This window comes from Pseudomonas sp. GD03842 (assembly GCF_029841165.1).
Classification (GTDB): domain Bacteria; phylum Pseudomonadota; class Gammaproteobacteria; order Pseudomonadales; family Pseudomonadaceae; genus Aquipseudomonas.
The window spans coordinates 346,110-369,011 of sequence record NZ_JAOCEA010000001.1 but is presented as its reverse complement, the minus strand read 5'-3'; the positions used below and the strand labels follow the sequence as shown (position 1 = coordinate 369,011).

The 22,902-nt window shown below is 61.5% G+C and carries 18 protein-coding genes; 8 read left to right on the top strand and 10 right to left on the bottom strand.

The window, feature by feature from the left end; all coding sequences use genetic code 11:
* Positions 1 to 229 precede the first annotated feature (229 nt).
* Together N5D61_RS01700 and N5D61_RS01695 are read left to right on the top strand one after the other, a co-directional pair.
* Positions 230 to 1,714 carry an ATPase domain-containing protein gene (locus tag N5D61_RS01700; protein ID WP_279890330.1) on the top strand — a complete coding sequence of 495 codons (1,485 nt, stop codon included), beginning with the start codon at positions 230 to 232 and terminating at the stop codon, positions 1,712 to 1,714.
* Positions 1,711 to 3,741 (top strand): PAS domain-containing sensor histidine kinase, encoded by a 2,031-nt coding sequence (locus N5D61_RS01695; RefSeq protein WP_279890327.1) that lies wholly within the window; start codon positions 1,711 to 1,713, stop codon positions 3,739 to 3,741. The genes N5D61_RS01700 and N5D61_RS01695 overlap by 4 nt, the downstream gene beginning before the upstream one ends.
* A gap of 148 nt (positions 3,742 to 3,889) precedes the next feature.
* Here the strand turns inward: N5D61_RS01695 and N5D61_RS01690 are convergent, their stop codons facing one another.
* The 5 genes from N5D61_RS01690 to N5D61_RS01670 form a co-directional block, all read right to left on the bottom strand.
* A complete protein-coding gene (locus N5D61_RS01690) occupies positions 3,890 to 4,267 on the bottom strand; it encodes a response regulator (RefSeq protein WP_108236498.1) in 378 nt (125 codons plus the stop codon).
* 155 nt (positions 4,268 to 4,422) lie between these two features.
* Positions 4,423 to 5,604: a hybrid sensor histidine kinase/response regulator gene (locus N5D61_RS01685; RefSeq protein ID WP_108236497.1), complete on the bottom strand. Its 1,182-nt coding sequence runs from the start codon at positions 5,602 to 5,604 to the stop codon at positions 4,423 to 4,425.
* Positions 5,598 to 6,215, bottom strand: coding sequence for a chemotaxis protein CheB (locus tag N5D61_RS01680; protein WP_279890324.1), 618 nt, complete (start codon positions 6,213 to 6,215; stop codon positions 5,598 to 5,600). Before N5D61_RS01680 ends, N5D61_RS01685 begins: the two co-directional genes overlap by 7 nt.
* The gene (locus N5D61_RS01675; RefSeq protein WP_279890322.1) at positions 6,212 to 7,033 is read right to left on the bottom strand and encodes a protein-glutamate O-methyltransferase CheR; all 822 of its coding nucleotides are present in this window, start codon (positions 7,031 to 7,033) and stop codon (positions 6,212 to 6,214) included. The genes N5D61_RS01680 and N5D61_RS01675 overlap by 4 nt, the downstream gene beginning before the upstream one ends.
* A 48-nt stretch (positions 7,034 to 7,081) precedes the next feature.
* Complete coding sequence (locus tag N5D61_RS01670) at positions 7,082 to 10,588, bottom strand: response regulator (RefSeq protein ID WP_279890320.1); 3,507 nt, start codon at positions 10,586 to 10,588, stop codon at positions 7,082 to 7,084.
* A gap of 271 nt (positions 10,589 to 10,859) precedes the next feature.
* On the opposite strand from N5D61_RS01670, the gene N5D61_RS01665 reads away from it, so the two are divergent.
* Both N5D61_RS01665 and N5D61_RS01660 read left to right on the top strand, forming a co-directional pair.
* Positions 10,860 to 11,225 (top strand): response regulator, encoded by a 366-nt coding sequence (locus N5D61_RS01665; RefSeq protein ID WP_108236493.1) that lies wholly within the window; start codon positions 10,860 to 10,862, stop codon positions 11,223 to 11,225.
* Entirely contained in the window at positions 11,212 to 12,522 is a 1,311-nt protein-coding gene (locus N5D61_RS01660) for a glycosyltransferase (protein WP_279890318.1), read from the top strand. Before N5D61_RS01665 ends, N5D61_RS01660 begins: the two co-directional genes overlap by 14 nt.
* Positions 12,523 to 12,569: 47 nt before the next feature.
* Here the strand turns inward: N5D61_RS01660 and N5D61_RS01655 are convergent, their stop codons facing one another.
* The 5 genes from N5D61_RS01655 to N5D61_RS01635 all read right to left on the bottom strand — a co-directional run bounded on the left by N5D61_RS01655 (position 12,570) and on the right by N5D61_RS01635 (position 18,202).
* Entirely contained in the window at positions 12,570 to 14,300 is a 1,731-nt protein-coding gene (locus tag N5D61_RS01655; protein WP_279890316.1) for a NahK/ErcS family hybrid sensor histidine kinase/response regulator, read from the bottom strand.
* Positions 14,284 to 15,447, bottom strand: a complete 1,164-nt coding sequence (ercA, locus tag N5D61_RS01650; protein WP_279890314.1) for an alcohol dehydrogenase-like regulatory protein ErcA — start codon at positions 15,445 to 15,447, stop codon at positions 14,284 to 14,286. Before ercA ends, N5D61_RS01655 begins: the two co-directional genes overlap by 17 nt.
* A 94-nt stretch (positions 15,448 to 15,541) precedes the next feature.
* Positions 15,542 to 16,081, bottom strand: coding sequence for a methylated-DNA--[protein]-cysteine S-methyltransferase (locus tag N5D61_RS01645; protein WP_279890312.1), 540 nt, complete (start codon positions 16,079 to 16,081; stop codon positions 15,542 to 15,544).
* A gap of 102 nt (positions 16,082 to 16,183) precedes the next feature.
* The gene (locus N5D61_RS01640) at positions 16,184 to 16,861 is read right to left on the bottom strand and encodes a hypothetical protein (protein WP_108236488.1); all 678 of its coding nucleotides are present in this window, start codon (positions 16,859 to 16,861) and stop codon (positions 16,184 to 16,186) included.
* Between the two features lie 204 nt (positions 16,862 to 17,065).
* Positions 17,066 to 18,202: an MFS transporter gene (locus N5D61_RS01635; protein WP_108236487.1), complete on the bottom strand. Its 1,137-nt coding sequence runs from the start codon at positions 18,200 to 18,202 to the stop codon at positions 17,066 to 17,068.
* 422 nt (positions 18,203 to 18,624) lie between these two features.
* Here N5D61_RS01635 and N5D61_RS01630 point away from each other — a divergent pair, with 422 nt between their 5' ends.
* From N5D61_RS01630 to N5D61_RS01615, 4 genes are all read left to right on the top strand, one after another.
* Positions 18,625 to 19,647: a LacI family DNA-binding transcriptional regulator gene (locus N5D61_RS01630; protein WP_279890310.1), complete on the top strand. Its 1,023-nt coding sequence runs from the start codon at positions 18,625 to 18,627 to the stop codon at positions 19,645 to 19,647.
* Between the two features lie 100 nt (positions 19,648 to 19,747).
* On the top strand, positions 19,748 to 20,545 hold the full coding sequence (locus tag N5D61_RS01625; protein WP_279890309.1) for a TIM barrel protein: 798 nt from the start codon (positions 19,748 to 19,750) through the stop codon (positions 20,543 to 20,545).
* Complete coding sequence (locus tag N5D61_RS01620) at positions 20,538 to 21,497, top strand: sugar kinase (protein ID WP_279890308.1); 960 nt, start codon at positions 20,538 to 20,540, stop codon at positions 21,495 to 21,497. The genes N5D61_RS01625 and N5D61_RS01620 overlap by 8 nt, the downstream gene beginning before the upstream one ends.
* A gap of 75 nt (positions 21,498 to 21,572) precedes the next feature.
* Positions 21,573 to 22,889 carry an MFS transporter gene (locus tag N5D61_RS01615; RefSeq protein ID WP_108236483.1) on the top strand — a complete coding sequence of 439 codons (1,317 nt, stop codon included), beginning with the start codon at positions 21,573 to 21,575 and terminating at the stop codon, positions 22,887 to 22,889.
* Positions 22,890 to 22,902: the final 13 nt, after the last annotated feature.

Sequence of the window (22,902 nt, the reverse complement as noted above, 5' to 3'; positions counted from 1 at the left end):
TTGAGAGAGGGTAAGGCAGCAAGGCCATCTCGCCGGACTATATCAATGGAGCGAAACCGACGCAGGCAACGGTTGCGCCATTTGCCGGACAATGGCAGCGTTGAAAGACTGAACGCCTGTGTACGGCCGGGGTCCAGAGAAGTGCCAGCGAATCGCCTATGAATCGCTGTGCGGGGCAACCGATTTCGCGATCTGCCCCTTTCCACTACAGGTCGCATGAGGGCGATTTTTGACTACATCAAAAGCGGCAACCGGCATCGAAGGTCTGGACGACGTCCTCTCTGGCGGTCTTTCCAGGAATCACGTCTTTCTTCTGGAAGGCGAGCCGGGCACCGGCAAGACCACCATCGCACTGCAGTTTCTGATGGCAGGTGCGGCGGCTGGCGAGCGCTGTCTGTACATCACCCTCTCTGAAACCGAGCAGGAATTGCGCGACGGCGCTCAGTCACACGGTTGGTCGCTGGGCCCGAACATCGACGTGTTCGAACTCACACCGCCGGAAGACCTGCTCGACGCCGAGCACCAGCAAAGCCTGCTGTACTCATCCGACCTGGAACTGGGCGAGGCCACCCGGCAGATTTTCGAAGTGGTCGAACGCGTACGTCCGAGCCGCGTGGTCATCGACAGCTTGTCGGAGATTCGCCTGCTGGCACAGGCTTCGCTTCGCTACCGTCGCCAGATACTGGCCATCAAACATTACTTTGTCCGCTATGACGCCACGGTCATCCTCCTTGACGATCTGACGGCGGAACACCAGGACAAGACGGTCCACAGCGTCGCCCATGGCGTGATACGCCTCCAACAGCTGACACCCAACTATGGCGCCGAACGCCGGCGCCTGCGGGTGCTGAAATACCGCGGCCAGAAGTACCGCGGCGGCTATCACGATTTCACGATCGCAACCGAAGGCGTCCAGGTATTCCCCCGCTTGATCGCGGCAGAATACAGGGCCAGCTACGAGAGTAGTGAGGTCAGCAGCGGTATTCCGGAGCTCGACTCGTTACTGGGCGGCGGTATCGACAGTGGCTCCAGCACGTTGATCATCGGGCCTTCGGGCACGGGCAAGACGCTGATTGCCCTGGTGTTCGGCGTGGCGGCCGCCCTTCGAGGCGAAAAGGTGGCAGTGTTCATTTTCGATGAGGAAAAGGGCCTGCTGATCAATCGAATCAATAAGCTCGGGATCGACCTGGCCGCGTTGCAGGCGTCCGGCAACCTGGTGGTCGAACAGGTCGATGCCGCCGAATTGTCGCCGGGGGAGTTTTCCCACCAAGTGCGCAGGCGTGTCGATGACGAGGGGATCACCACGGTAATCATCGACAGTCTCAATGGGTATCACGCCGCGATGCCTGAGGAGAATGCCCTGGTTCTGCATGTCCACGAACTGCTGCTGTACCTGAATCGTCGCGGCGCCTCGACCTTCCTGACGGTTGCCCAGCATGGACTGGTGGGCGAAATGGAGGCGCCGGTCGACATCACTTACCTGGCGGACACCGTGATCCTGTTGCGGTATTTCGAGGCCATGGGCAAGGTCCGCCGAGCCATTTCGATCATCAAGAAACGCACCGGGACCCACGAATCCAGCATCCGCGAATACCGTATCGGCGGTTCGGGCCTGAAAATCGGTGTGCCATTGGACGCGTTCCAGGGCGTATTGCGCGGCGTCCCGGACTACGCAGGTGAAAGCAGCCCCTTGCTGAGGGATGAGGACGCGTGAGTACACCGGGACAACTGTCAGAACGAGCCATCATCCTGGCCCCACTCGGCAGGGACAGCCAGATCGCTTTGCGGATTCTTCAGGAAGCCGGTTTTCCGGCATTGATCACCCATGACCTTGCAGGGCTGTGTCGGGAATTGATCTCCGGTGCCGGGCTGGCCATTGTGGCTGACGAAGCGTTGCGTGGAGTAGACATCAACCCGCTGATGAGCCTCTTGAGCAACCAACCTACGTGGTCGGATCTGCCCATCGTCCTCATGACCCGCCATGGCAGCCCGGAACAGAATCCTTCGTCGCGACTGGGCAAGTTGCTGGGCAATGTGACGTTTCTCGAGCGGCCTTTCCATCCAGTGACGCTGGTGAGCCTGGTGACCACTGCCGTGCGCAGCCGCCGTCGGCAATATGAAGCCCGCAGCCGAATGGAAGACCTGGCCGAAAGCGAGCAGCGTTTGCAACATGCGCTGAAGGCAGGCAGCCTCGGGCCGTGGCAATTGGAAGCGGAATACCTGGAACTGGACTGCTCAGCCCTCACCCGCTCCCACTTCGGTCGCGATGAGAACGCGCCATTCACCTACTCTGAATGGCTGGATGCGGTGTATTCCGAAGACCAGCCGCGTATGCAGTCGGCGCTTCAGCAGAGTCTCGACACCGGCAGCGATTTCGTCATGGAATTCCGTAACGTCTGGGCGGATGGCTCGCTGCATTGGGTCGACGTGCGCGCCCGTGCCCTGCGGGCCCGCAACGGCCGGGTGAGCCTGCTGGCTGGCGTGACCTCGGACATCACCGAACGCAAGCTGGCCGAAACCCAACTGCGCCGCCTCAACGAGACCCTGGAGCAACAGGTCGAGGAGCGCACCGCTCAATTGCGCCACAACGAAGAGGCGCTGCGTCAGTCGCAGAAAATGGAAGCCGTGGGGCAACTCACTGGCGGTATCGCCCACGATTTCAACAACATGCTCACCGGCATCATCGGCAGCCTGGAGCTGCTGCGCCGGCGGATCGCCAAGGGCCGCACCGACGACCTCGACGGGCTGATCGATCTGGGCGTGACCTCCGCCAATCGCGCGGCGGCATTGACCCACCGGTTGCTGGCGTTCTCCCGTCGCCAGTCGCTGGACGCCAAGCCGGTGGAGATGAACAGTCTGGTCATCTCCATGGGGGAGTTGCTGCACCGCAGCATCAATGAAAGCGTCAGCCTGGACATGTGCCTGGCACCAGAGCTGTGGACCGCGGAAGCCGATCCGAATCAGTTGGAGAGTGCACTGCTGAATCTGGTGCTCAATGCCCGAGACGCCATGCCCAGCGGCGGCATGCTGATGATCGAAACCTTCAACCGCCGGCTGGACCCCACCTTCACCGATGCCTATGAAAACCTCTTGCCTGGCGACTATGTGGTGTTGAGCGTGAGGGACACGGGCTCAGGCATGCCGGAAAACGTGATCAGCCGCGCGTTCGACCCCTTCTTCACGACCAAGCCGATTGGCCAGGGAACGGGCCTCGGGTTGTCGATGATCTATGGCTTCGCGAAGCAATCACGCGGGCATGTAGCAATCGAAAGTCAGGTGGGCCACGGCACGACCGTGCAGTTGTTCCTGCCGCGCTTCAAGGGTGACCAGGAGGCGCAGAACCCTCTGATCGATGCCCAGGCGCTGGAAGCCCGGGACGGTGAAACCATCTTGATTGTCGAAGACGACCCCGCGGTACGTGCGCTGGTCAGCCAAGTCCTCAGTGAACTGGGCTATGACTACCTTGAGGCGGGCGACGCCCTGGCCGCGGTGCCGATTCTCGAATCGGGTCAACGCATCGATCTGATGATCAGCGACGTGGGGCTGCCGGGCATGAATGGGCGGCAACTGGCGGACATCGGGCGGCAGTTGCGTCCCTCTCTGAAAGTGCTGTTCATTACGGGCTATGCGGAAAACGCCGGGACTCATGCTGGATTTCTGGACGTCGGCATGCAAATGATCACCAAACCGTTCGCCTTTGAGCAGTTAACCCTCAAGGTGCGGGAGATGATCGAAGGGTGAACCTGTCACCCTGCTGGCGGTGACCGGCGGTCGAGGGCTCGCACGCCGATCGGGCATTGCCTGCCCGGCTGCGAGCGCGTCGATCGCCATGGGCGTCCAGCAGCTCAAGCAGCCCTGCTAAACCCTCACCGCCCGTAACGGGGCAGGCTCAATTCAGCAGCGTCTGGATTTGCGAGTGCAGGCTGTCCATGGTGAACGGCTTGGCCAGAATGGGTGCCTTGCGTGCGATGGGGCTTCCGGATTCGACGATTTCCGCCGGGTAGCCACTGATGAAAATGACCTTGAGCTCCGGTCGCAGCTTCACCGCGGGCTCGGCGATCATGACACCGGACACGCCACCCGGGAGGCGGTAATCGGTAATCATCAGGTCCAGATGAGGTTTGGTGGCCAGGATTTCGAACGCCTGTTCACCGTTCTCCGCCTGGAGCACCCGGTACCCTTCTCCCGACAGATAGTCGGACAGCAGCATCAGGATCAGCGGCTCATCTTCGACGATCAAAACGACATTTTCTGCATCAGAGCTCATGGTAACGCCTTCAATCTTTAAATAGCTGCCATTACGACCATGGCGCGCTGTGGAGGTTGCGCAGGCAAATCAGATATTTAGCAGTCGCCGACAAAAGCCCGGTGACCGACCGCAACGGATAATCAGCGAAGCGCTCTGCCACGGGCCTCTGGGGTTCAAAGCGGCAGGCTGACCCTGAACGTCGAACCCTGGCCTTCTTCGCTTTCGACGCTGATGCTGCCACCGTGGGCCGCGACGATCTGGTCGGAAATGAACAGACCCAAGCCCAGGCCTGCCACGGCGTGACTGGCCGACACCCGCTCGAACTGCTGGAAGATGCGCTTCTGGTTTTCCGGGCTGATGCCAATGCCTTGGTCCTTGACCTCGACCCGCGCCTCGCTCTCTGCGGCGTAGACCCGCACGTCGATCGGTTTGTGGGCGCCGTAGCGCATGGCATTGGTTAGCAGATTCGCCACCACCTGTTCGATGCGGAACTCGTCCCAAATGCCGATCACGGGCTCGCTGGCGTGCAGTGTTACGACACAGTCGGCGGCAGCGATTTGCGCGGAGTAGCTCTCCACCAGATTGACCACCAGCTCGGACAGGTCGAACGCGCTGGTGCGGATCGACAACTTGCCGGTTCGGATGCGCGAGACGTCGAGCATGTCTTCGATCAGGCGAATCAGGCTCTGGATCTGGCGCTCGTCACGCTCGACCATCGCCTTGAGCTTGTCCAGGGTGAACGCCGAGGCGTTGTCCTTGGCCAGGTGCAGTTTGCGCAGTTGGGTTTCCAGAATCAGCCCGTTGAGCGGGGTACGCACTTCGTGAGAGACGATCGACATGAAGTCATCGCGCATGCGGATCGCATGCTCCAGCTCATTCTGGGTGGACTTCAGTTCGCGCAACAACGCCTCCTGCTCCTGCCGACTGCGCTCCAATTCCTCGACCTGCTGCTTCATCGCCTTGCGCTGGCGATACAGGTCGACGAATACGTTGACCTTGCTCTTGACCGCATGGATGTCCAACGGCTTGTGCAGGAAATCCACCGCTCCGCTTTCGTAGCCCTTGAACGCATAGTTGAGTTCACGGCCAGCGGCACTCACGAACACGATGGGAATGTTTTTGGTCTTTTCCGTGCCACGCATCATTTCGGCCAGTTCGAAGCCATTCATGCCCGGCATCTGCACGTCAAGAATCGCCATGGCGAACTCATGCTCCAACAGCAGCGACAACGCTTCGTCTGCCGAGGTGGCCTTGTAGACCTGACGGTCCTCGCGTTTGATCAGCGCTTCAAGGGCCAGCAGGTTTTCCGGCAAATCGTCGACGATCAACAACTTGGCTTTGATTTCACTCAGCATGCGATACGTTCCAGCTCAATGAGCAACAGGCCAATGTCGGCCAAAGACAGGAGAAAGTCAGGGGTGTGTAACGCCAATGCAGCGTCCGGCATCGCCCGTGCCAAGGCTTGCGCCGGGTCTTGGACCACGCTAAGACCGCCGTACTCGGCAATTCGTGCGATCCCTTTGGCACCATCGTTGTTGGCCCCCGTCAGCAGCACACCCGCGAGCCTGTCTTCGTAGGCATCGGCGGCGGACTCGAAGAGGATATCCACACTGGGCCGCGAGTGGTAAACACGCTCTTCCTGGCTGAATGAAAAGGTCAGGTCGCGCTCCACCGACAGGTGATAGCCAGGTGCGGCAAAGTACAAGGTGCCAGGGACGATGGGTTCTTTGTCGTCCGCCTCCTTGACCGGCATGTTCAACTGCGATCCGAACACCTCGGCGAGCAGGCTGCGGCGCTCGTCTGGCAGATGAAGCACGACGATGATCGGAAGACGAAAGCCCCTGCGCAGCGGTCGGAAAATGCGCAGCAACGCCTCGACGCCACCTGCGGAAGCGCCCACGACAACCGCATCGACCTTCGGCAGCGCGGGCATCCCCGGATCGGCTGCGGAAAACGACGTTCTCATGATTTACGGTAGATCCGCTCTTGTTTGACCAAGGGCTCGAACTGATCCTTGTAAGCGGAAAACTCCAGCGTTTCCTTGCTGCCCAGCACCAGAAAACCGCGATGGCACAGGGAATCGTGAAACAGTCCGAAGGCCCGATCCTGCAAGTTTTTGTTGAAGTAAATGAGCACGTTGCGACACGAAATCAGGTGCGTCTCGGAAAACACGCTGTCCGTGGCCAGGCTGTGGTCGGCGAACGTGACGTTCGCCCGCAGCGTCTTGTCGAAGATCGCGTAGTCATAGGCTGCCGTGTAGTAATCCGACAGCAGCCGTTTGCCGCCCGCCTTGAGGTAATTGTTGTGATAGTTGTGCACATGCTCCATGGAGAAAATGCCCTGTTTGGCCTTCTCCAACGAGCGGGGGTTGATGTCGGTGGCGTAGATGATCGTGCGGTCAAGCAGGCCCTCTTCGCGCAACAAAATGGCGGTCGAGTAGACCTCTTCCCCGGTGCTGCACCCGGCGATCCAGATTTTCAGCGACGGGTAGGTCTTGAGGATGGGCACGACTTCCTGGCGAATCGCCAGAAAATGGGAAGGGTCGCGAAACATTTCGCTGACCGGCACCGTCAGGAACTGCAACAGTTGCATGAACATCGCAGGGTCATGCAGCACGCGCTCCTGCAACGCGGAGATGGTCTTGAGCTCGAATTGACGCAACGCATGAGCGACGCGCCGTTTCATCGACGCGCCGGAATAATCACGAAAGTCATAGCTGTATTTCAGGTAGATCGCCTCGATCAACAGACGCAATTCGATCTCGGCGTTTCGCTCATGGGCCATCGGTAAAACCTGGTGTCTCTGCGGGCGTGGTCAATTGATCCGGCTCATTCAAATACGTTCCATTTTGGGCAGCCACACGCGGATCAGCGAGAACAGGCGATCCAGATCGATCGGTTTGGCCAGGTAGTCGTTGGAGCCTGCCTGCAAGCAGCGCTCCTGATCGTCCTTCATCGCCTTGGCGGTCACCGCAATGATCGGCAGCTTGCGCCAGCGCGGGTCCTTGCGGATTTGCAGGGTGGCCTCGTAGCCGTCCATTTCCGGCATCATCACGTCCATGAGCACCAGGTCGATATCCTCGACACTGTTCAGTTTGTCGATGGCCTCAAGGCCGTTACGACCCACTTCCACGATCGCGCCCTTGTGCTCCAATGCACTGGTGAGGGCAAAGATGTTGCGCACGTCATCGTCCACCACCAGAATCTTGCGCCCCTCGAAGACCCGGTCGCGGCTGCGCGCGGTCTTGAGCATTTTCTGACGCTCGTTGGACAGTTGCGACTCGACCTTGTGCAGGAACAGCGTCACCTCATCGAGCAGCCGCTCCGGGGAGCGCGCGCCCTTGATGATGATGGTTCTGGAGTACTTGAGCAGCTCGGCTTCTTCCTCACGCGTGAGGTTGCGTCCGGTGTAGACGATCACCGGCGGGAACGCGCGGATTTCATCCGTCGACATGCGCTTGAGCAGGTCATTGCCGAGCATGTCCGGCAGCTTCAGGTCGATGATCATGCAGTCGTAAGCGTTGTCGCGCAGCAACGCCAGGGCATCCTGAGCGAAGCCGACGGCGGTGATTTCGATGTCGTCGTCGCCGATCAGCCGGGCGATGCTGTCACGCTGCAGGGCGTCGTCTTCCACCAGCAGCACGCGCTTGACCTTCTGCGTCAGCTTGGCCTCGAGACGAGCGAACACGTCCTTGAGTTCTTCACGCGTCGTCGGCTTGACTGCATAGCCGATGGCCCCCATCTGCAAAGCCGCTTCCTGGCGGTCTTCCACGGAAATCACATGCACCGGGATATGGCGCGTCGTCGGCATTTCCTTCAAGCGTTGCAGGACGGTCAGCCCGGAATGGTCGGGCAGGCGCATGTCGAGCAGGATGGCGTCCGGCAGGAAATTGGACGCCAGGTCGAAGCCCTCATCGGCAGCATGGGCCACCAGGCAGTGATAGCCCAGTTCATGGGCCAGGTCGTAAAGAATGTGGGCAAAGCGCACTTCATCTTCGATGACCAGAATGCAGCGGTTGTCGAACGGCACCTTTTCCCGGTCGTCGGCGAACCGAGGGATGGGTTCGGCCACGGCTGCCGGCGCTGAAGCCATCGACGAGGGCTGTGCAACGACAGGCGACACGACCGGCGCAGGGACCGCGGGGGCTGGCGCGGCCTCGATAAGGGTAGCGTCCTCGACGTACTGTTCCGGGAGCACGAGGGTGAACACACTGCCCTGCCCCAACGCACTGGTGACCGAGATGGAACCGCCCAGCAGGCGCGCCAGATCGCGGGAGATCGACAGCCCCAGGCCGGTGCCGCCATAGCGGCGGTTAGTGGTGCCGTCTGCCTGATGGAAGGCTTCGAAGATGCTGTCCTGCTGGTCTTCGGCAATGCCGATGCCGGAGTCTCGCACCGTGAAGACGATCCCTTCGCCGGGCTGACGCGACACGGTCAGGCTGACCGAACCTGCCTCGGTAAATTTGATGGCATTGGACAGCAGATTCTTGAGCACCTGTTCCAGCCGCTGGCGGTCGGTGTACAGCGCCACGGGAGAGCCAGGCTGGATCTCTACCGAAAACTGCAGGCGCTTATCGGCCGCCAGCGGCTCGAACAGCATCCGCAGGCTATCGACCAGACGGCTGACGGAGCAGTTTTCCGGGCGCACATCGAGCTTGCCGGCCTCGACCTTGGCGATGTCGAGAATGTCGTTGATCAGGTTCAACAGGTCGTTGCCGGCGGAGTAGATCGATTCGGCGAATGTCACCTGTTCTTGCGTCAGGTTTTCCTGCGGGTTGTCCGCCAGCAACTTGGCCAGGATGAGCGAGCTGTTCAGCGGCGTGCGCAGCTCGTGGGACATGTTGGCGAGGAATTCGGATTTGTATTTGCTGGAGCGCTGCAACGCATCGGCGCGCGCTTCCAGTTCGATCTGGGCAATGTTCAGTTCTTCGTTGTTGCGATCCAGGGCGTCGCGTTGCTCGGCCAGTGCCTTGCTCTGCTCGGACAATTGCAGGTTGGTCTGCTCCAGCTCGACCTGTTGGGTTTCCAGGTGAGCCTGGGATTCCTTGAGGATGCGCGATTGCTCCTCCAGCTCTTCGTTGGCGGTGCGCAATTCTTCCTGCTGGACTTGCAGCTCTTCGTTGAGTTGCTGGGTCTCCGCCAGAACCTCCTGTAGCCGCTGCCGGTAACGGGCGGCTTCTATGGACGTGCCGACGTTGTCGGCGACCAGCTCCAGAAACTCCAGGTCGCGCTGGGTCAGCTCGCGCAGGAAGCCCAACTCGATGACGCCATTGACCTGGTCGTCATTGCTGGTCGGGACCACGACCACACTGCGCGGCGACCCCTCACCCAGGCCCGAAGTGACCTTGAAGTAATCCTGCGGCACGTTGTCCAGGGTGATGATCCGATCCTGTTCGGCGGCTTTGCCCACCACACCCTCACCGCTGTAGATCGACTGTTCCTGCTGCTCTTGCTCACGGGAAAAACCATAGGAGGCCACGCGCACCAGCCCCCCATGCTCCTGGCGGACATAGGCCGCGGCCACCACCGCCCCAAGGTGTTGGGCAAAGAACTGCAGCACATTGCGCCCCAGCAGGTTCAACGTCAGTTGCCCGATCACCTGCTCGGCCAGAGCGCTCTGGCCATTGCGCAGCCAGGCCACATGGGCCAGGCGCTCGGCATCTTCTTGCTGAGCCTTCATGTTGGCGTTGTAGGTCGTGGACAGCGCCGTCATGTCGCGTCGCCCGACCCAGGCCAGTATCCCGCTGACGATCAGGACGAACACCACGTAGAGCGAAACCGAGGTCACGGTGGTGCGGGTCACCTCTGCGTTGCGCGTCAGCCGCAGTTGGTGCTCGACATTGGCTGCCTGATCGTACTGCTCGCGAATCTCATCGGTCAGGCGCTTGCCCTGACGGTTCAGCACGGGCGTCGCGTAATCGCCATTGTTGCGGCGCAGATTGATCATGCTTTGCGCAAACTGGTTCCACGATTCCTGCATCGCCGCCAGACGGCGGAAGCGATCGACTTGATCGGGATTGTCGGCCACCAGCTCTTCCAGGCCCTTGAGCTCGGAGATGATGTTGGGCTTGGCCACTTCGTAAGGGTCGAGAAAACGTTCGTCGCCCGTCAGGAGGTAGCCGCGCATGCCGGTTTCCATGTCCACCGACAGCTTCAGCGAGCGGTTGATGTTGTTGATGACCCGATCGGTGTGCTCCACCCATTGAATCGCCGACAGCAGGTAACTGATTAAAATCACGAAAAACGCGGCACTGAGGACGCCGACCGCGAGGGGAAGACTCACATTGCGGCTCAGCAGTTTGCGGAAACGTTGCTCATTGACAGCAGAGGTTTGGATCATCGCAAGGCCCGGGACACATTCGGATAAACGTGGGAGTTTGCCGCATTTTGCGACAAAAAACTCTGACTTCATGGCACAGATCAAAGTTTTTATGAGCTGGAATCGACAGGGCCAGTGCGCGCACTATACGTTTGCATGATTTCTTTGCGCCATAACACTCAAATGAGGTGTGTTTTTGCGGCCTGGATGTTGTCACAATCACCCGCTTAGCTGTTTACACTGATCGGGGCACACTCCACCTGATCGATCAAACCATTTGAAGGAACCTTCCATGTCCGACCCAGCCCGCACGATTCTGGTGGTTGAAGATGACGACATCGTGCGCATGTTGATCGTCGATGTACTTGATGAGCTCGAATACACCGTGCTCGAAGCCGCCGACGGCAGCGAAGCGCTGACCTTTCTAAACAAGGAAGACCTCACCATCGACCTGATGATGACCGACCAGGGCTTGCCCGACATGCGAGGCACCGACCTGGCCATACAAGCCGCCGCGTTGCGTCCGTCCCTGCCCGTGCTGTTCGCCAGCGGGTATGCCGAGAACATCGATGTGCCGCCGGGCATGCACCTGATCGGCAAGCCGTTTTCCATCGACCAATTGCGCGACAAGGTCAACGGTATCCTTGTCCAGTCATAGTCACCCCGCCCGCGTACTGATCATCGGATACGTTTGGCCAGAGCCCCGCTCCTCGGCCGCCAGCGGCCATGTGATGCAACTGATCGACTGTTTCCTCGAGCAGGGCTGGCACATCACCTTCGCCAGCGCGGCCGCCGAGGGCGAGCACAAGGCCGACCTCGCCGCCCTCGGCATCGTCGAAGTGCCTATCGAACTGAACAACAGCAGCTTCGACGCCTTCATCGGCGAGCTGCAACCGGATGTGGTGCTGTTCGACCAGTTCCTGATGGAAGAACAGTTCGGCTGGCGCGTGGAACGGCACGCGCCGAACGCGGTGCGAGTGCTTGAGACGTCCGACCTGCAAAGCCTGCGTCATGCCCGTCACCGACGCGTCAAAGAACTCCTCGAAGGCCAATCGGACGTCGACCTGTCAAGCTACTTCGAGATGCCCCATGACGCGCTTTTTTCAAGCATGACGACCACCGATATCGCCCAGCGGGAAATCGCCGCCATCTACCGGTGCGACTTGAGCCTGATGGTCTCCGATCTGGAAATCGCCCTGTTGACCGAGCAATTCGGTGTGCCATCGTCGATCCTGCACTGGGCGCCGTTGTTGGTGCGCACTGTCCCACGGCAGGCGCCCGGCTATGCAGAGCGTGCGCATTTCTTGACCATTGGCAATTTCCGCCACGCTCCGAACTGGGATGCGGTGCTGTGGTTGAAAAACGCAATCTGGCCGCTGATCCGCCAGTGCCTGCCGACGGCTCAGTTGCATGTGTACGGTGCCTACACGCCGCCCAAAGCGACCGCGCTGCACAATGCGGCGCAGGGTTTTCACATCATGAGCCGGGCCGAAGATGCGCTGGCGGTGATGTCCGCCACCCGGGTGTCGCTGGCACCGCTGCGCTTCGGCGCCGGGATCAAGGGCAAGATCATCGATGCGATGATCTGCGGTACGCCCACGGTCACCACCCCCATCGGCGCCGAGGCCATGCACGGCGAGCTGCCCTTCCCAGGAGCCATCGCGCGGGATGCTCGCTCACTGGCGGAACAGGCCGTGCAGCTCTACACCGATCAGGCGCGCTGGGAAGCCTCGCAGCGTGACGCTTGGAAGGTGCTGGAGGCGCGCTTTCGCTTCGCACCGCACTGCCAGGCCTTGATCGAGCGCATCGACCACCTGCGCAGCGACTTGGGTGCGCACCGTGCGGCGAACTTCACCGGCGCCATGCTGCGTCACCACTTGCACAAGAGCACGCAGTACATGGCCCAGTGGATCGAGGCGAAGAACCGCAATCCCCAGCCTCTCAGCCGCGACTGACACCCATCGGAGCAGTTGGGCCATCGGCTGCGCTGTTTCCCAGAGAATCAGCCCAGCAGTTGGCTCAACACTGCCCGCAATTTTCCGGGCTTCACCGGCTTGTTCAACAGCGGCGCGTTGAGCGTCTGCAACGCGTGTCGACAACGGTCTGTTCGGTCGGCGGTGATCATCACGCAGGGAATCGCGACACCGAAGTGCGCGCGCAGGCGCGCCACCACGTCACACCCCAGCACGCCATGATCAAGATGAAAATCGAACAGAATCGTTTCGGGCGCCCGCCCCGCCAACACCTCCAGGGACGACGCTTCGTCGCTGGCGGTGAGCACCTCGCAGCCCCACTGGCCCAATAGCGCGGCCATGCTTTCCAGAATGCCGGTCTCGTTGTCGATGACCAGCAAACGACGGCCGGGCAAGGGATCACCGATACCGGCTTGTGGCTGAACGCTGACGGAGGCCGGAACAGGGACTTCGGCCGAGAGCGGCACGTCGAAAGCGAACACCGACCCTCGGCCTGGGCGGGAGCGCACCTGAATGCTTCCACCGAGAATCCGCCCGATACGCTCGACGATGGCCAGCCCCAACCCGACGCCCTTGCGGTCCGAGGTGCGCCCAACGTCAAGCTGATTGAATTCCAGAAAGATCGATGCCAAACGGTCTGCCGCAATGCCACATCCGGTGTCCCAGACCTCGATCCGCAGGTGAGCCCCGCGCTTGCGCGCCCCCAGCAAAATGCCGCCTCGCTCGGTATAACGGCAGGCGTTGCTGAGGAAATTGCGCAATATCCGCGTCAACAGGCGAAAGTCGGTGCGAACGGCAAATGCGCCGATGTGCGCCCGCAAGCTCAACCCCGCCGCCGCTGCCACAGGCTGGAATTCCGAAACAAGGGGCGCCAGCACCTCATCCAGTCGATACAGGTCGATGTCCGGCTGGATCGACGCCCGGTCGAACTTGGCGATGTCCAGCAGGTCGGTCAGCAAATCCTCTGCCCCTTCCAGCGCGTGGTGAGTGCGTTCGACCAGGGTCGCCTCCGCCTGCGGTAGGTGACGTTCGCGCAACGTCGAAATCAGCAAGCGGGCCGCGTTCAACGGCTGCAACAGATCGTGGCTGGCGGCCGCCAGGTATTTGTCCTTGCTGAGGTTGGCCGCTTCGGCAGCGTCCCGGGCGTCGCGCAAGTCGTGTTCGATCCGTTCGCGGCGAGCAATCTGCTGCTGAAGATTGAGGTTGGCCTCCCACAGCTCGTCGGTCCGCGCGGCCACCCGTTGCTCCAGCTGATCGTTGAGCTCCTGCAAGCGCTGTTGAGCCAGCTTGCGCTCGGTGATGTCCGCAACGAAACCCTCATACACGCCGTCTTCCTCGGGCTTGAGCAAGAGGCTCATCAGCACGTCGATGCAACGGCCGTCCTTGCGCTTCAGGCGAGTCTCGTAGCCTTGAACGCCGCCTTCGCGGGTCAAGGCCGTGACGATCCGGTCCATTTCAGGCTGACCGCCGACAAACAGGGCGCCGGCCAGGTCGTCGAGGGCCAGCAAGGCTTCTTGCGGATCGTCATACCCCAGCATGCGCGCCAGCGCTGGGTTCGCCGCCCGCAACCCCTCATTCACACGCGCCTGGAAAATACCATACACGGCATGTTCGAACAGCCATTTATAGCGATTGCGCTCGTTCTCCAGCTCCGCCAGACGCAGCGTCAGCTCCGGGTAATGGCTTTTGCGCGTCGAGTGATTGCCCAGACCGAGCAGCGCGGTCAGCGCGTTTTCCCGGGGATCAGAGGGCTTCGCCATACACCACTTCGACGTCGCGCTGACTCGAGGCCCGGGGGTTGGTCAGGATGCATGGATCACCCATGGCGTGGCGGGAGAGGAACGGGATGTCGCTGCTGCTCACACCATGCCGACCGAGGGTTTCGTGAAAGCCGATCTGGTGCTTGAGCGCGATCAGGTGCTCGACCAGGCGTTTGCTGATGGCCGCGTGGTTGAGCCCTCGGCAATCGATGCCCAGCGTCTCCGCGATGACCTTGAAGCGCTCCGGGGCGGAGCTGTAGTTGAAGGCCACCACGTGCTCGACCAACACCGCGTTGCACAAGCCGTGCGGCAGGTCAAGGAAGCCACCCAGGCTGTGGGACATGGCGTGCACCGCCCCCAGGATCGCGTTGGAAAATGCCAGGCCCGCCTGCATGCTGCCCAGCATGATTTTTTCTCGCAGGGCGAGGTCAGCAGGGTTGGCGATCATCTGTACCAGATGCCCATTGATCAGACGCATGGCCTCCAGTGCGTGAGGGTCGGTCAGCGGCCCGTGGCCGGTGGACACGAACGCCTCGATGGCATGGACCAACGCGTCGATCCCGGTACAGGCAGACAGGAACGTGTCCATGCTCAGGGTGGTTTGCGGGTCGATCAACGCCACATCCGGCACCACGGCCTTGCTCACGATGGAAAACTTCATTCGCTCCTGCTGATCGGAAATGATCACGAACTGCGAGACGTCCGCCGAGGTACCCGCGGTGGTCGGGATCAGAATCAGCGGCGGGCTGGGCACCCGGAGGGTATCCACGCCTTCGAACTCTAGAATGTTGCGCCCGTGCGCCACGGCAATGCCGATCGCCTTGCCGCAATCCATCGGGCTGCCGCCGCCGACGGCGACGATGACATCGCAGCCGTGTTCGCGATAGCACTCGGCCCCCCGCATCACTTCCTCGACTCGAGGATTGGGCGACACCTCGCTGTACAAGAAGGTATCAAGCCCCTGACCGTGCAGGCTGGCCTCAATGTCCGCGACCCAGCCGGCCGCGATGACCCCAGGGTCGCTGACGACCATCACCTTGCGCGCGCCGAACGTGCGGGCATAGTTGCCCACGCTGTGGCGGCTGCCCGCGCCGAAGATGATTTCCGGGGACACGAATTTACGCAGCGGGTTGAGGCTCTGGCTCATAGCGGGCAGGCGATCGATTAGGCAGTTGATCGCCAGCGTAGAGCATCCGAACGGCAAAGCAATAGCACCTTGGTGCCGCTTTGGCGTAACCCGTTCAAAACAGCGGGACCTGCCTCGAGGGCTCGTTTCGGCCTCGTCGGGTTGGCGTTCGAGGCAGCCAGCCCTCCAGCGTCAACAGCCATTCTTTGGCTTCCAATCCACCGGCGAAACCGGTCAGTGCGCCGGAACGGCCGATCACCCGATGGCAGGGGGCGACGATAGAGATCGGATTTCGGCCATTGGCTGCACCCACCGCCCGCACCGCGGCGGGGTTGCCCAATTGGGTGGCAATGTCCAGATAACTGCGGGTTTCGCCGAACGGAATCGTCAGCAACGCCTGCCAGACCTGCACCTGGAACGCGGTGCCGTGAAACGCCAGCGGCAGATCGAACCGATCACGCGCCCCTGCAAAGTACTCGGCCAGTTGCCGCTCGGTACGGTCCAGGATGTCACTGCCGCAATCCGGGTCCATTGCGCCGAGCAGTACCCGGCCAGGTCGGTCGTTTTCCCAGAGAATGGCCGCCAGTGCAGCGCCTTTGGCGACCAATTTCAATTGCCCGACCGGAGAATCGATGAAACGGTAAGTGAAGGTCATGCCAGGCTCCTCGCTGCGCGACGAGCGCCATATTACCGGGCGCCAAGGGCGAAACCATCCTGTTCTTGCGTTCGAATCACCCCGTGCAGAAGCGCCACCGGCTCAGGTGGGGCACCCCACCGCACCATCATTCAGATTTTGTTTGTAGTTTTCGTACTGCAAAGTCGCTTTGCCGTCGTTCCATTTCAGGGTCAGTACCATCACCGAATCGAAGTCATCGCCGGTCCAGTCCTGAACCAGTTTCAGGTCTTGGCCGGAGGCCCGCTCGGCGACCTTGTTGATCAGCTCAGGCAAGTAGCCGTGGGACCAGGCGGTGTAAATGGTCGCGTCGTGGTATTTGTCGCGCATGAGCTCACGGGCCAGGTCGCTGGTGTCGTTGGCCGCGAAGTCGATATTGACCGGCAATCCCAACTTGATGGCGCTGGGCCCTACGGTCATCAGAGGGCGCAGGTAGCTGTAGGAATGGTCGCCGTCACCTTCTTCCACCCTGCGGTTGGGGTTGGCGGCGAAGATGAAATCGGCGTTGCCGAACGTATTCGGCAAAACGGTGGACAGGTCAATGGCGCGGTTCAAGCCTTGGCAATTCAGCTGCCCCAGCCCACTCTCGGGTTTCTCGGCGTGGCGCAGGAAAACCAGCGTCTGCGTACCATCCTTCGGCTCGGCGTGCACCCCCTTGCCCGCGGCGAACCAGAACAGCGCAGAGCCCAGCAGCAGCAAAGGGAGGGAGAGACAAGCGAGACGTTGCAACGGCGTTGAAGCGTTTGTTTTGAAGAAGGTCATGGTGGCCCGGGTTCTGTGTGAAGGGCGGACGCGCCCTGAACAACTTCCCTGTCCGCTGGCATCACTGGCCAACGCAGTTTGGTGAAACTTTATGTCCGTATGAAGAATGACCATCAGAGGCGAAAACACATCAAAGGTTGCATGCAAGCCCCTGATCTCGCGCGGTAATCGCCGAACGGTAGGTAAGCGAATGTTACAGCGCGCTCAAGCCGTCGCTTCGCGCACCTTGTAACGGCTGCAGATGATCGCGCTGATGACCACCGCCAGGCCGGCCAGGCTGTACACCCAGGATGGGGACGCAATGGGCAGAAGCACCCCTGCCAGCAGCGGTCCGACACCGGCCCCCACGTCTCGCCACACCGCATTGCCCGCCAGGGCCTGCACCCGCGCCGCGCCGGGGTTGCGTTCGGCCACCAGCGTGGTGACCAACGGCAATTGCAGCGCCCGGAGGATCAAGACGCTGCCGGCGCCGATGATCAGCCAATGAAAACCAAAAGCAGTGAGCGCCAGCGTCGTGAGCCCGGAAAAGATCACCAACATGCGCACAGCGCCAAAGTGCGCCGCCGCCCGGCCACCCAAGGGGCTGAGCAGCATTTCCGAGGCATAGCGCAGGGCCAGCAGCACACCGGCAATGAACACGGCATTGCCTCCCAGCACCGATTGCGCTTGCAGGGAGAGGCCGAAAATGAACAGCCCGTCCAGTGCCACGCCTTCGACGAAGGACCACATGGCGATACTGTCCGGCGCCTTGAAACGCCGCCCGCCCGTGCTGGGCATCGCGTGGGCCAGGTCAGGCAAGCCTCTGGCGACCACCCAGGCAACCAGCGAGCAACAGCCCAGAATCAGGAAGATCACCCGAGGCCCGAAATGCAGGCTGATCAGGGCCCCCAATGGCAAAGCCAGCATCGGCCCGATGGCGATGATCGCCCGCGAAGTCCCCGACCGGCGAGCGGCCCCGGCGGGTTCGGAGGTGGCCAAGGCTTGGGTCGAGAGGTTCAGCGCACCGAAGGTCAGCCCCCACCCCAGCCGCAGGATCAGCAGCCACCAGAAACCGACGAAAAACGAATTGCCGAATGCACACAGCGCCGAGACCAGCGCCGCCAGCATCACCGTAGGGCGGTCCCCGTGGCGGGCGTAGAAGCGCACGACATAGCTGTAGCCGAAGATCCGCACCAATCGATTGGCGGCCAGCAAAATTCCGGCCTCCGGCAGGCTGATACCGAAGGCCTCGGCGTTCATCGGCAGCAACAGATACAACAGGACATCACTGGGCAGGCACAGACTGAGAACGGTCGCCGAACGGCGTGATGCGGCGTCGGCAGCTCGGGCAGGGGCAGACATGCGCAGAAAGGTCCTGTAACACAATTGAAAGATGCAGCATGCAGAACCCGCAGGCTCGCTGACAATGTTTATCTTTCCCGGTCGAGGTTCGCTGGTTCATTTCGCTATTTAGTTGAGTAGGCGCCATCCCCTTCCTCCGCCATCGTCAAACGACCTGCCCGCTGTTCGTCTGGCAACAGCGGTTCAGCATTGTGTTGCGCTTTTTGACCTCACTTATGCCCTTGATCAGGGCTCAGGTCAGGCGCTGGTCGTCTGGCCCGGTCGCCCTGCTGAATGACAGGGCCCGTTTCGAGTACTCCCCATCACCTTTCATCCGATCCCGAGTTGACGACGCGTTCGCTTTGGTGTTTCCTGAAACCGGTTTCAGAGCCACACACGCTCTGCCTCGAACGCCTGCTGACAACTCCAATAAGGGCCAGGCCATGAACAGCATTCCACTGCAGACGCGCGCCCGCGTCACCATGAACGATGTCGCCGACCTGGCCGGCGTGTCCAAGGCCAGCGTCTCGCGTTTCATCGGCGACGACCGCCAGCTCCTGTCCGAAGCCATCGCCCAGCGCATCGAGCAGGCCATCGACACCCTCGGCTACCGCCCCAATCAGATGGCCCGCGGCCTCAAACGCGGGCGTACCCGCCTGATCGGCATGCTGGTGGCGGACATTCGCAACCCCTATTCCATTGCCGTGATGCACGGCGTCGAAACCGCTTGCCGCAAGCACGGTTACAGCCTCGTGGTGTGCAATACCGATCGCGACGACGAGCAGGAACGCCTGCACCTCGCAGCGCTGCGCTCGTACAACATCGAAGGCCTGATCGTGAATACGCTGGGCCACCACCTCGACGAATTGCGCGAACTGCACGATGAGTTGCCGATGGTGTTGGTTGACCGCAAAGTCGATCAGTTGCAAAGCGATCTGGTGGGCCTCGACAACATTGACGCCGTCAATCAAGCACTCGACCACCTGCAAGCGTCGGGTTTCCGCGACATTCTCATGGTCACCGAGCCTCAGGACGGCACCAGCTCGCGCATCGAACGGGTCGAGGCCTTCAACGCGGGCATCGCCGCTCGCTCGGCGCTGCGGGGCGACGTGACGGAAACCGGCGACCACCTGGCGCAGGACCTGCGCGCCTTTCTCGCGAACACCGGCCACGGCCCAAAAGCGGTATTCACCGGCAACGGGGTCGCCACCCTCTGCACCACGCGTCACTTGCACGAGTTGGGCTGCCAGCTATTCGACGACATCGGCCTGATCGCACTCGACGACCTGGACTGGTACCCGTTGGTGGGGAGCGGCATCACCGCCCTCGCGCAACCGACCCACGACATTGGCGTCACGGCTTTCGAGTGCCTGCTCGATCGCTTACGCGGGGATCGAGAGCCCACGCGGCTGTATGACTTCTCGGCGCAACTGATCGTCCGCGGGTCCACTCGCCGACGCGGCTGAAAAGTGCCGCCGCAGGTCGCCCTGGCCTGCCAATTGAACGAACTTTGCTGAAAGGCGCGAGTTCGAACGAAAATGAAACCGGTTTCAGAGGACAATAACAATGAACCGATACCCCGTAGCCATTAGCCTGGGCGCCTACGGAGCCGATTTGGTCCGCGAACGTGGACAGGCGGCTTTCATACCGCTGCTGGCGGACGCCGGCGTGACGCGGATCGAATTGCGCGAAGAGCTCTTCACCGGTCGCGAGGACTTTTCCGCCCTCGCCGAAGCCATTCGCGCCCAAGACCTTGAATGCCTGTATTCGGCACCGTTGGAGCTCTGGCCAACGGATCGGCGCCACCCCAATCCGGAATTGGAATCTGCTCTGCAGCGGGCCCATGCCTGTGGCGCCACGTGGCTCAAAGTTTCGCTGGGCCACCTGACAGAAGACAGTGACGTCGCCGCACTGGCAGACCGACTGGCCCGCTACGACATCCAACTGCTGGTGGAAAACGACCAGACCGCGCAAGGGGGGCGCATCGAGCCGCTGGTGCGTTTCTTCGCGCGCGTCGAGGCCTTGCAAATGCCCATCAGCATGACCTTCGACATCGGCAACTGGATGTGGCAGGAGCAATCGGCCAGTGCCGCCGCGCGGCAGTTGGGTCGCCATGTCCGCTACGTGCATTGCAAGGCGGTCGCGCGCAACGCGGCGGGGAAACTGGTCGCCGTCCCGCCCCGCGCCGCGGACCTGCACCTGTGGGAGCAGTTGTTCAGGCACATGCCCAGCGGTGTGCCCCGCGCCGTCGAATACCCTTTACAGGGCGAAGACCTGCTTGAAATCACCCGGCTTCAGGTTCAGACCCTGGCGAGCCTGGGCCAGCCTGAACCGCAATCGACGGAGGCGTTGAGCCATGTCTGACATCGATATCCTCTCGTTCGGCGAAACCATGACCATGCTGGTGGCCGAGCAGGCCGGTGATCTGGCGGCTGTGCGGCATTTCGAGAAACGCATCGCCGGTGCTGACAGCAATGTGGCCATCGGCCTGTCGCGGCTGGGCTTCAAGGTGGCCTGGCTGAGCCGGGTAGGCAATGACTCCATGGGCCGCTTCGTGACCGACAGCCTTTCGAAAGAAGGCGTCGACTGCCGTCATGTCACCGTCGATCCGTCGCACCCGACCGGCTTTCAATTCAAGTCACTGGAGCTGGAAGGCGCCGATCCGGTGGTCGAGTACTTTCGACGCGGTTCAGCGGCCAGTCATCTGTCCATCCATGACATCGTGCCCGACCTGCTGAAAGCGCGGCACTTGCACGCGACGGGCATTCCCGCTGCGCTTTCCGACACCTGCCGCGACTTGTCCCACACGCTGATGAGCCAGATGCGCGATGCCGGGCGCAGCGTGTCGTTCGACCCCAACCTGCGCCCCTCGCTGTGGCCAAGCCAGGCCACGATGATCCGCGAGGTCAACCGCCTGGCCAGCCTCGCCCACTGGGTCATGCCGGGGCTGGCGGAAGGCGAAGTGCTCACCGGCTTCGACACCCCGGGCGACATCGCTCAGTTCTATCTGGACCTGGGCGTCGAAGCCGTGATCATCAAGCTCGGTGCCAAAGGCGCGTACTACCGCACGCAGCTCAACGAAGCGTTCATTCCGGGTGTACCGGTGGCGACAGTCATCGACACGGTTGGCGCAGGCGACGGCTTTGCAGTGGGCGTCATCAGCGCATTACTGGAAAACCTCGACTTCGCGCAGGCGACTGCCCGTGGCAACTGGATCGGCAGCCAGGCGGTGCAAAGTCGCGGCGACATGGAAGGCCTGCCGACCCAGGCAGCCTTGCGGTTGGCCGAGCGCGCACTTCGACGACAGAGCGCCTGAACGAGGTCAACGTTTACCTGCACATTTTTGCCCCATACCTGCTGCAACAAAAACAACATGCTCAGGAAGCCCGACATGAACACATCACTCGACAACGTGAAACACGCTGGCTTGAAACGCCGCTGGTGGCTGATCATGCCCATCGTGTTCATCACCTACAGCCTCGCCTATCTGGACCGCGCCAACTATGGCTTTGCCGCCGCCTCCGGTATGGCCGAGGACCTGCACATCACCCCTGGCATGTCGTCGTTGCTGGGGGCGCTGTTCTTCCTCGGCTACTTCTTCTTTCAGGTGCCGGGCGCCATTTATGCGCAGAAGCGCAGCGTGAAGAAACTGATCTTCGTCAGCCTCATTCTCTGGGGCAGCCTGGCGACCCTGACCGGCATCGTCTCGAACGCCTACATGCTGATTGGTATCCGGTTCATGCTCGGCGTGGTCGAAGCAGCCGTGATGCCGGCGATGCTGGTGTACCTGTGCTACTGGTTCACCAAGGCTGAGCGCTCCCGGGCCAACACGGTGCTGATTCTCGGCAACCCGGTCACCCTGCTGTGGATGTCCGTGGTCTCGGGTTACCTGGTTGCACATTTCAGCTGGCGCTGGATGTTCATCGTCGAAGGCCTGCCTGCGGTGATCTGGGCATTCATCTGGTGGCGGCTGGTGGACGAACGCCCGGCGCAGGCTGACTGGCTGACCACCGACGAGAAGACCGAGCTGCAGGCACGGCTCGATGCCGAACAAGTCGGTATCAAACCGGTGAAGAACTACGCCGAAGCCTTCCGGTCGCCTAAGGTGTTGCTGCTGGCTGCCCAGTATTTCTGTTGGAGCATCGGCGTCTATGGCTTCGTCCTGTGGCTACCGACCATCATCAAGAAAGGCATGGAAATGGACATGGTCGAGGCCGGTTGGCTGTCGGCGTTGCCTTACCTGGCTGCGGTGATCGGCATGGTGGTGGTGTCCTGGGCGTCGGACAAGGCGCAAAAACGCAAGCTGTTCGTCTGGCCCCCGCTGCTGTTGGCGGCCGTTGCGTTCTACGGCTCGTACGCGCTGGGCACCGAGCACTTCTGGTGGTCCTACACCCTGCTGGTGGTCGCGGGGGCCTGCATGTACGCCCCCTACGGTCCGTTCTTCGCCATCGTGCCGGAAATCCTGCCGGCCAACGTCGCTGGCGGGGCCATGGCGCTGATCAACAGCCTCGGCGCCTTGGGTTCGTTCGCTGGCTCCTACCTGGTGGGTTACCTGAATGGCGTCACCGGCACGCTCAGCGCTTCGTACCTGTTCATGAGCGGCGCGCTGTTGGTGTCGGTGGTGCTGACACTGCTGCTCAAACCCGATGCTGCCGCCACGCCTTTGCGCGAAGGGCCGAACGTTTCCCGTACTCCTGCGCACCCTTGACCTGGACTTCCAC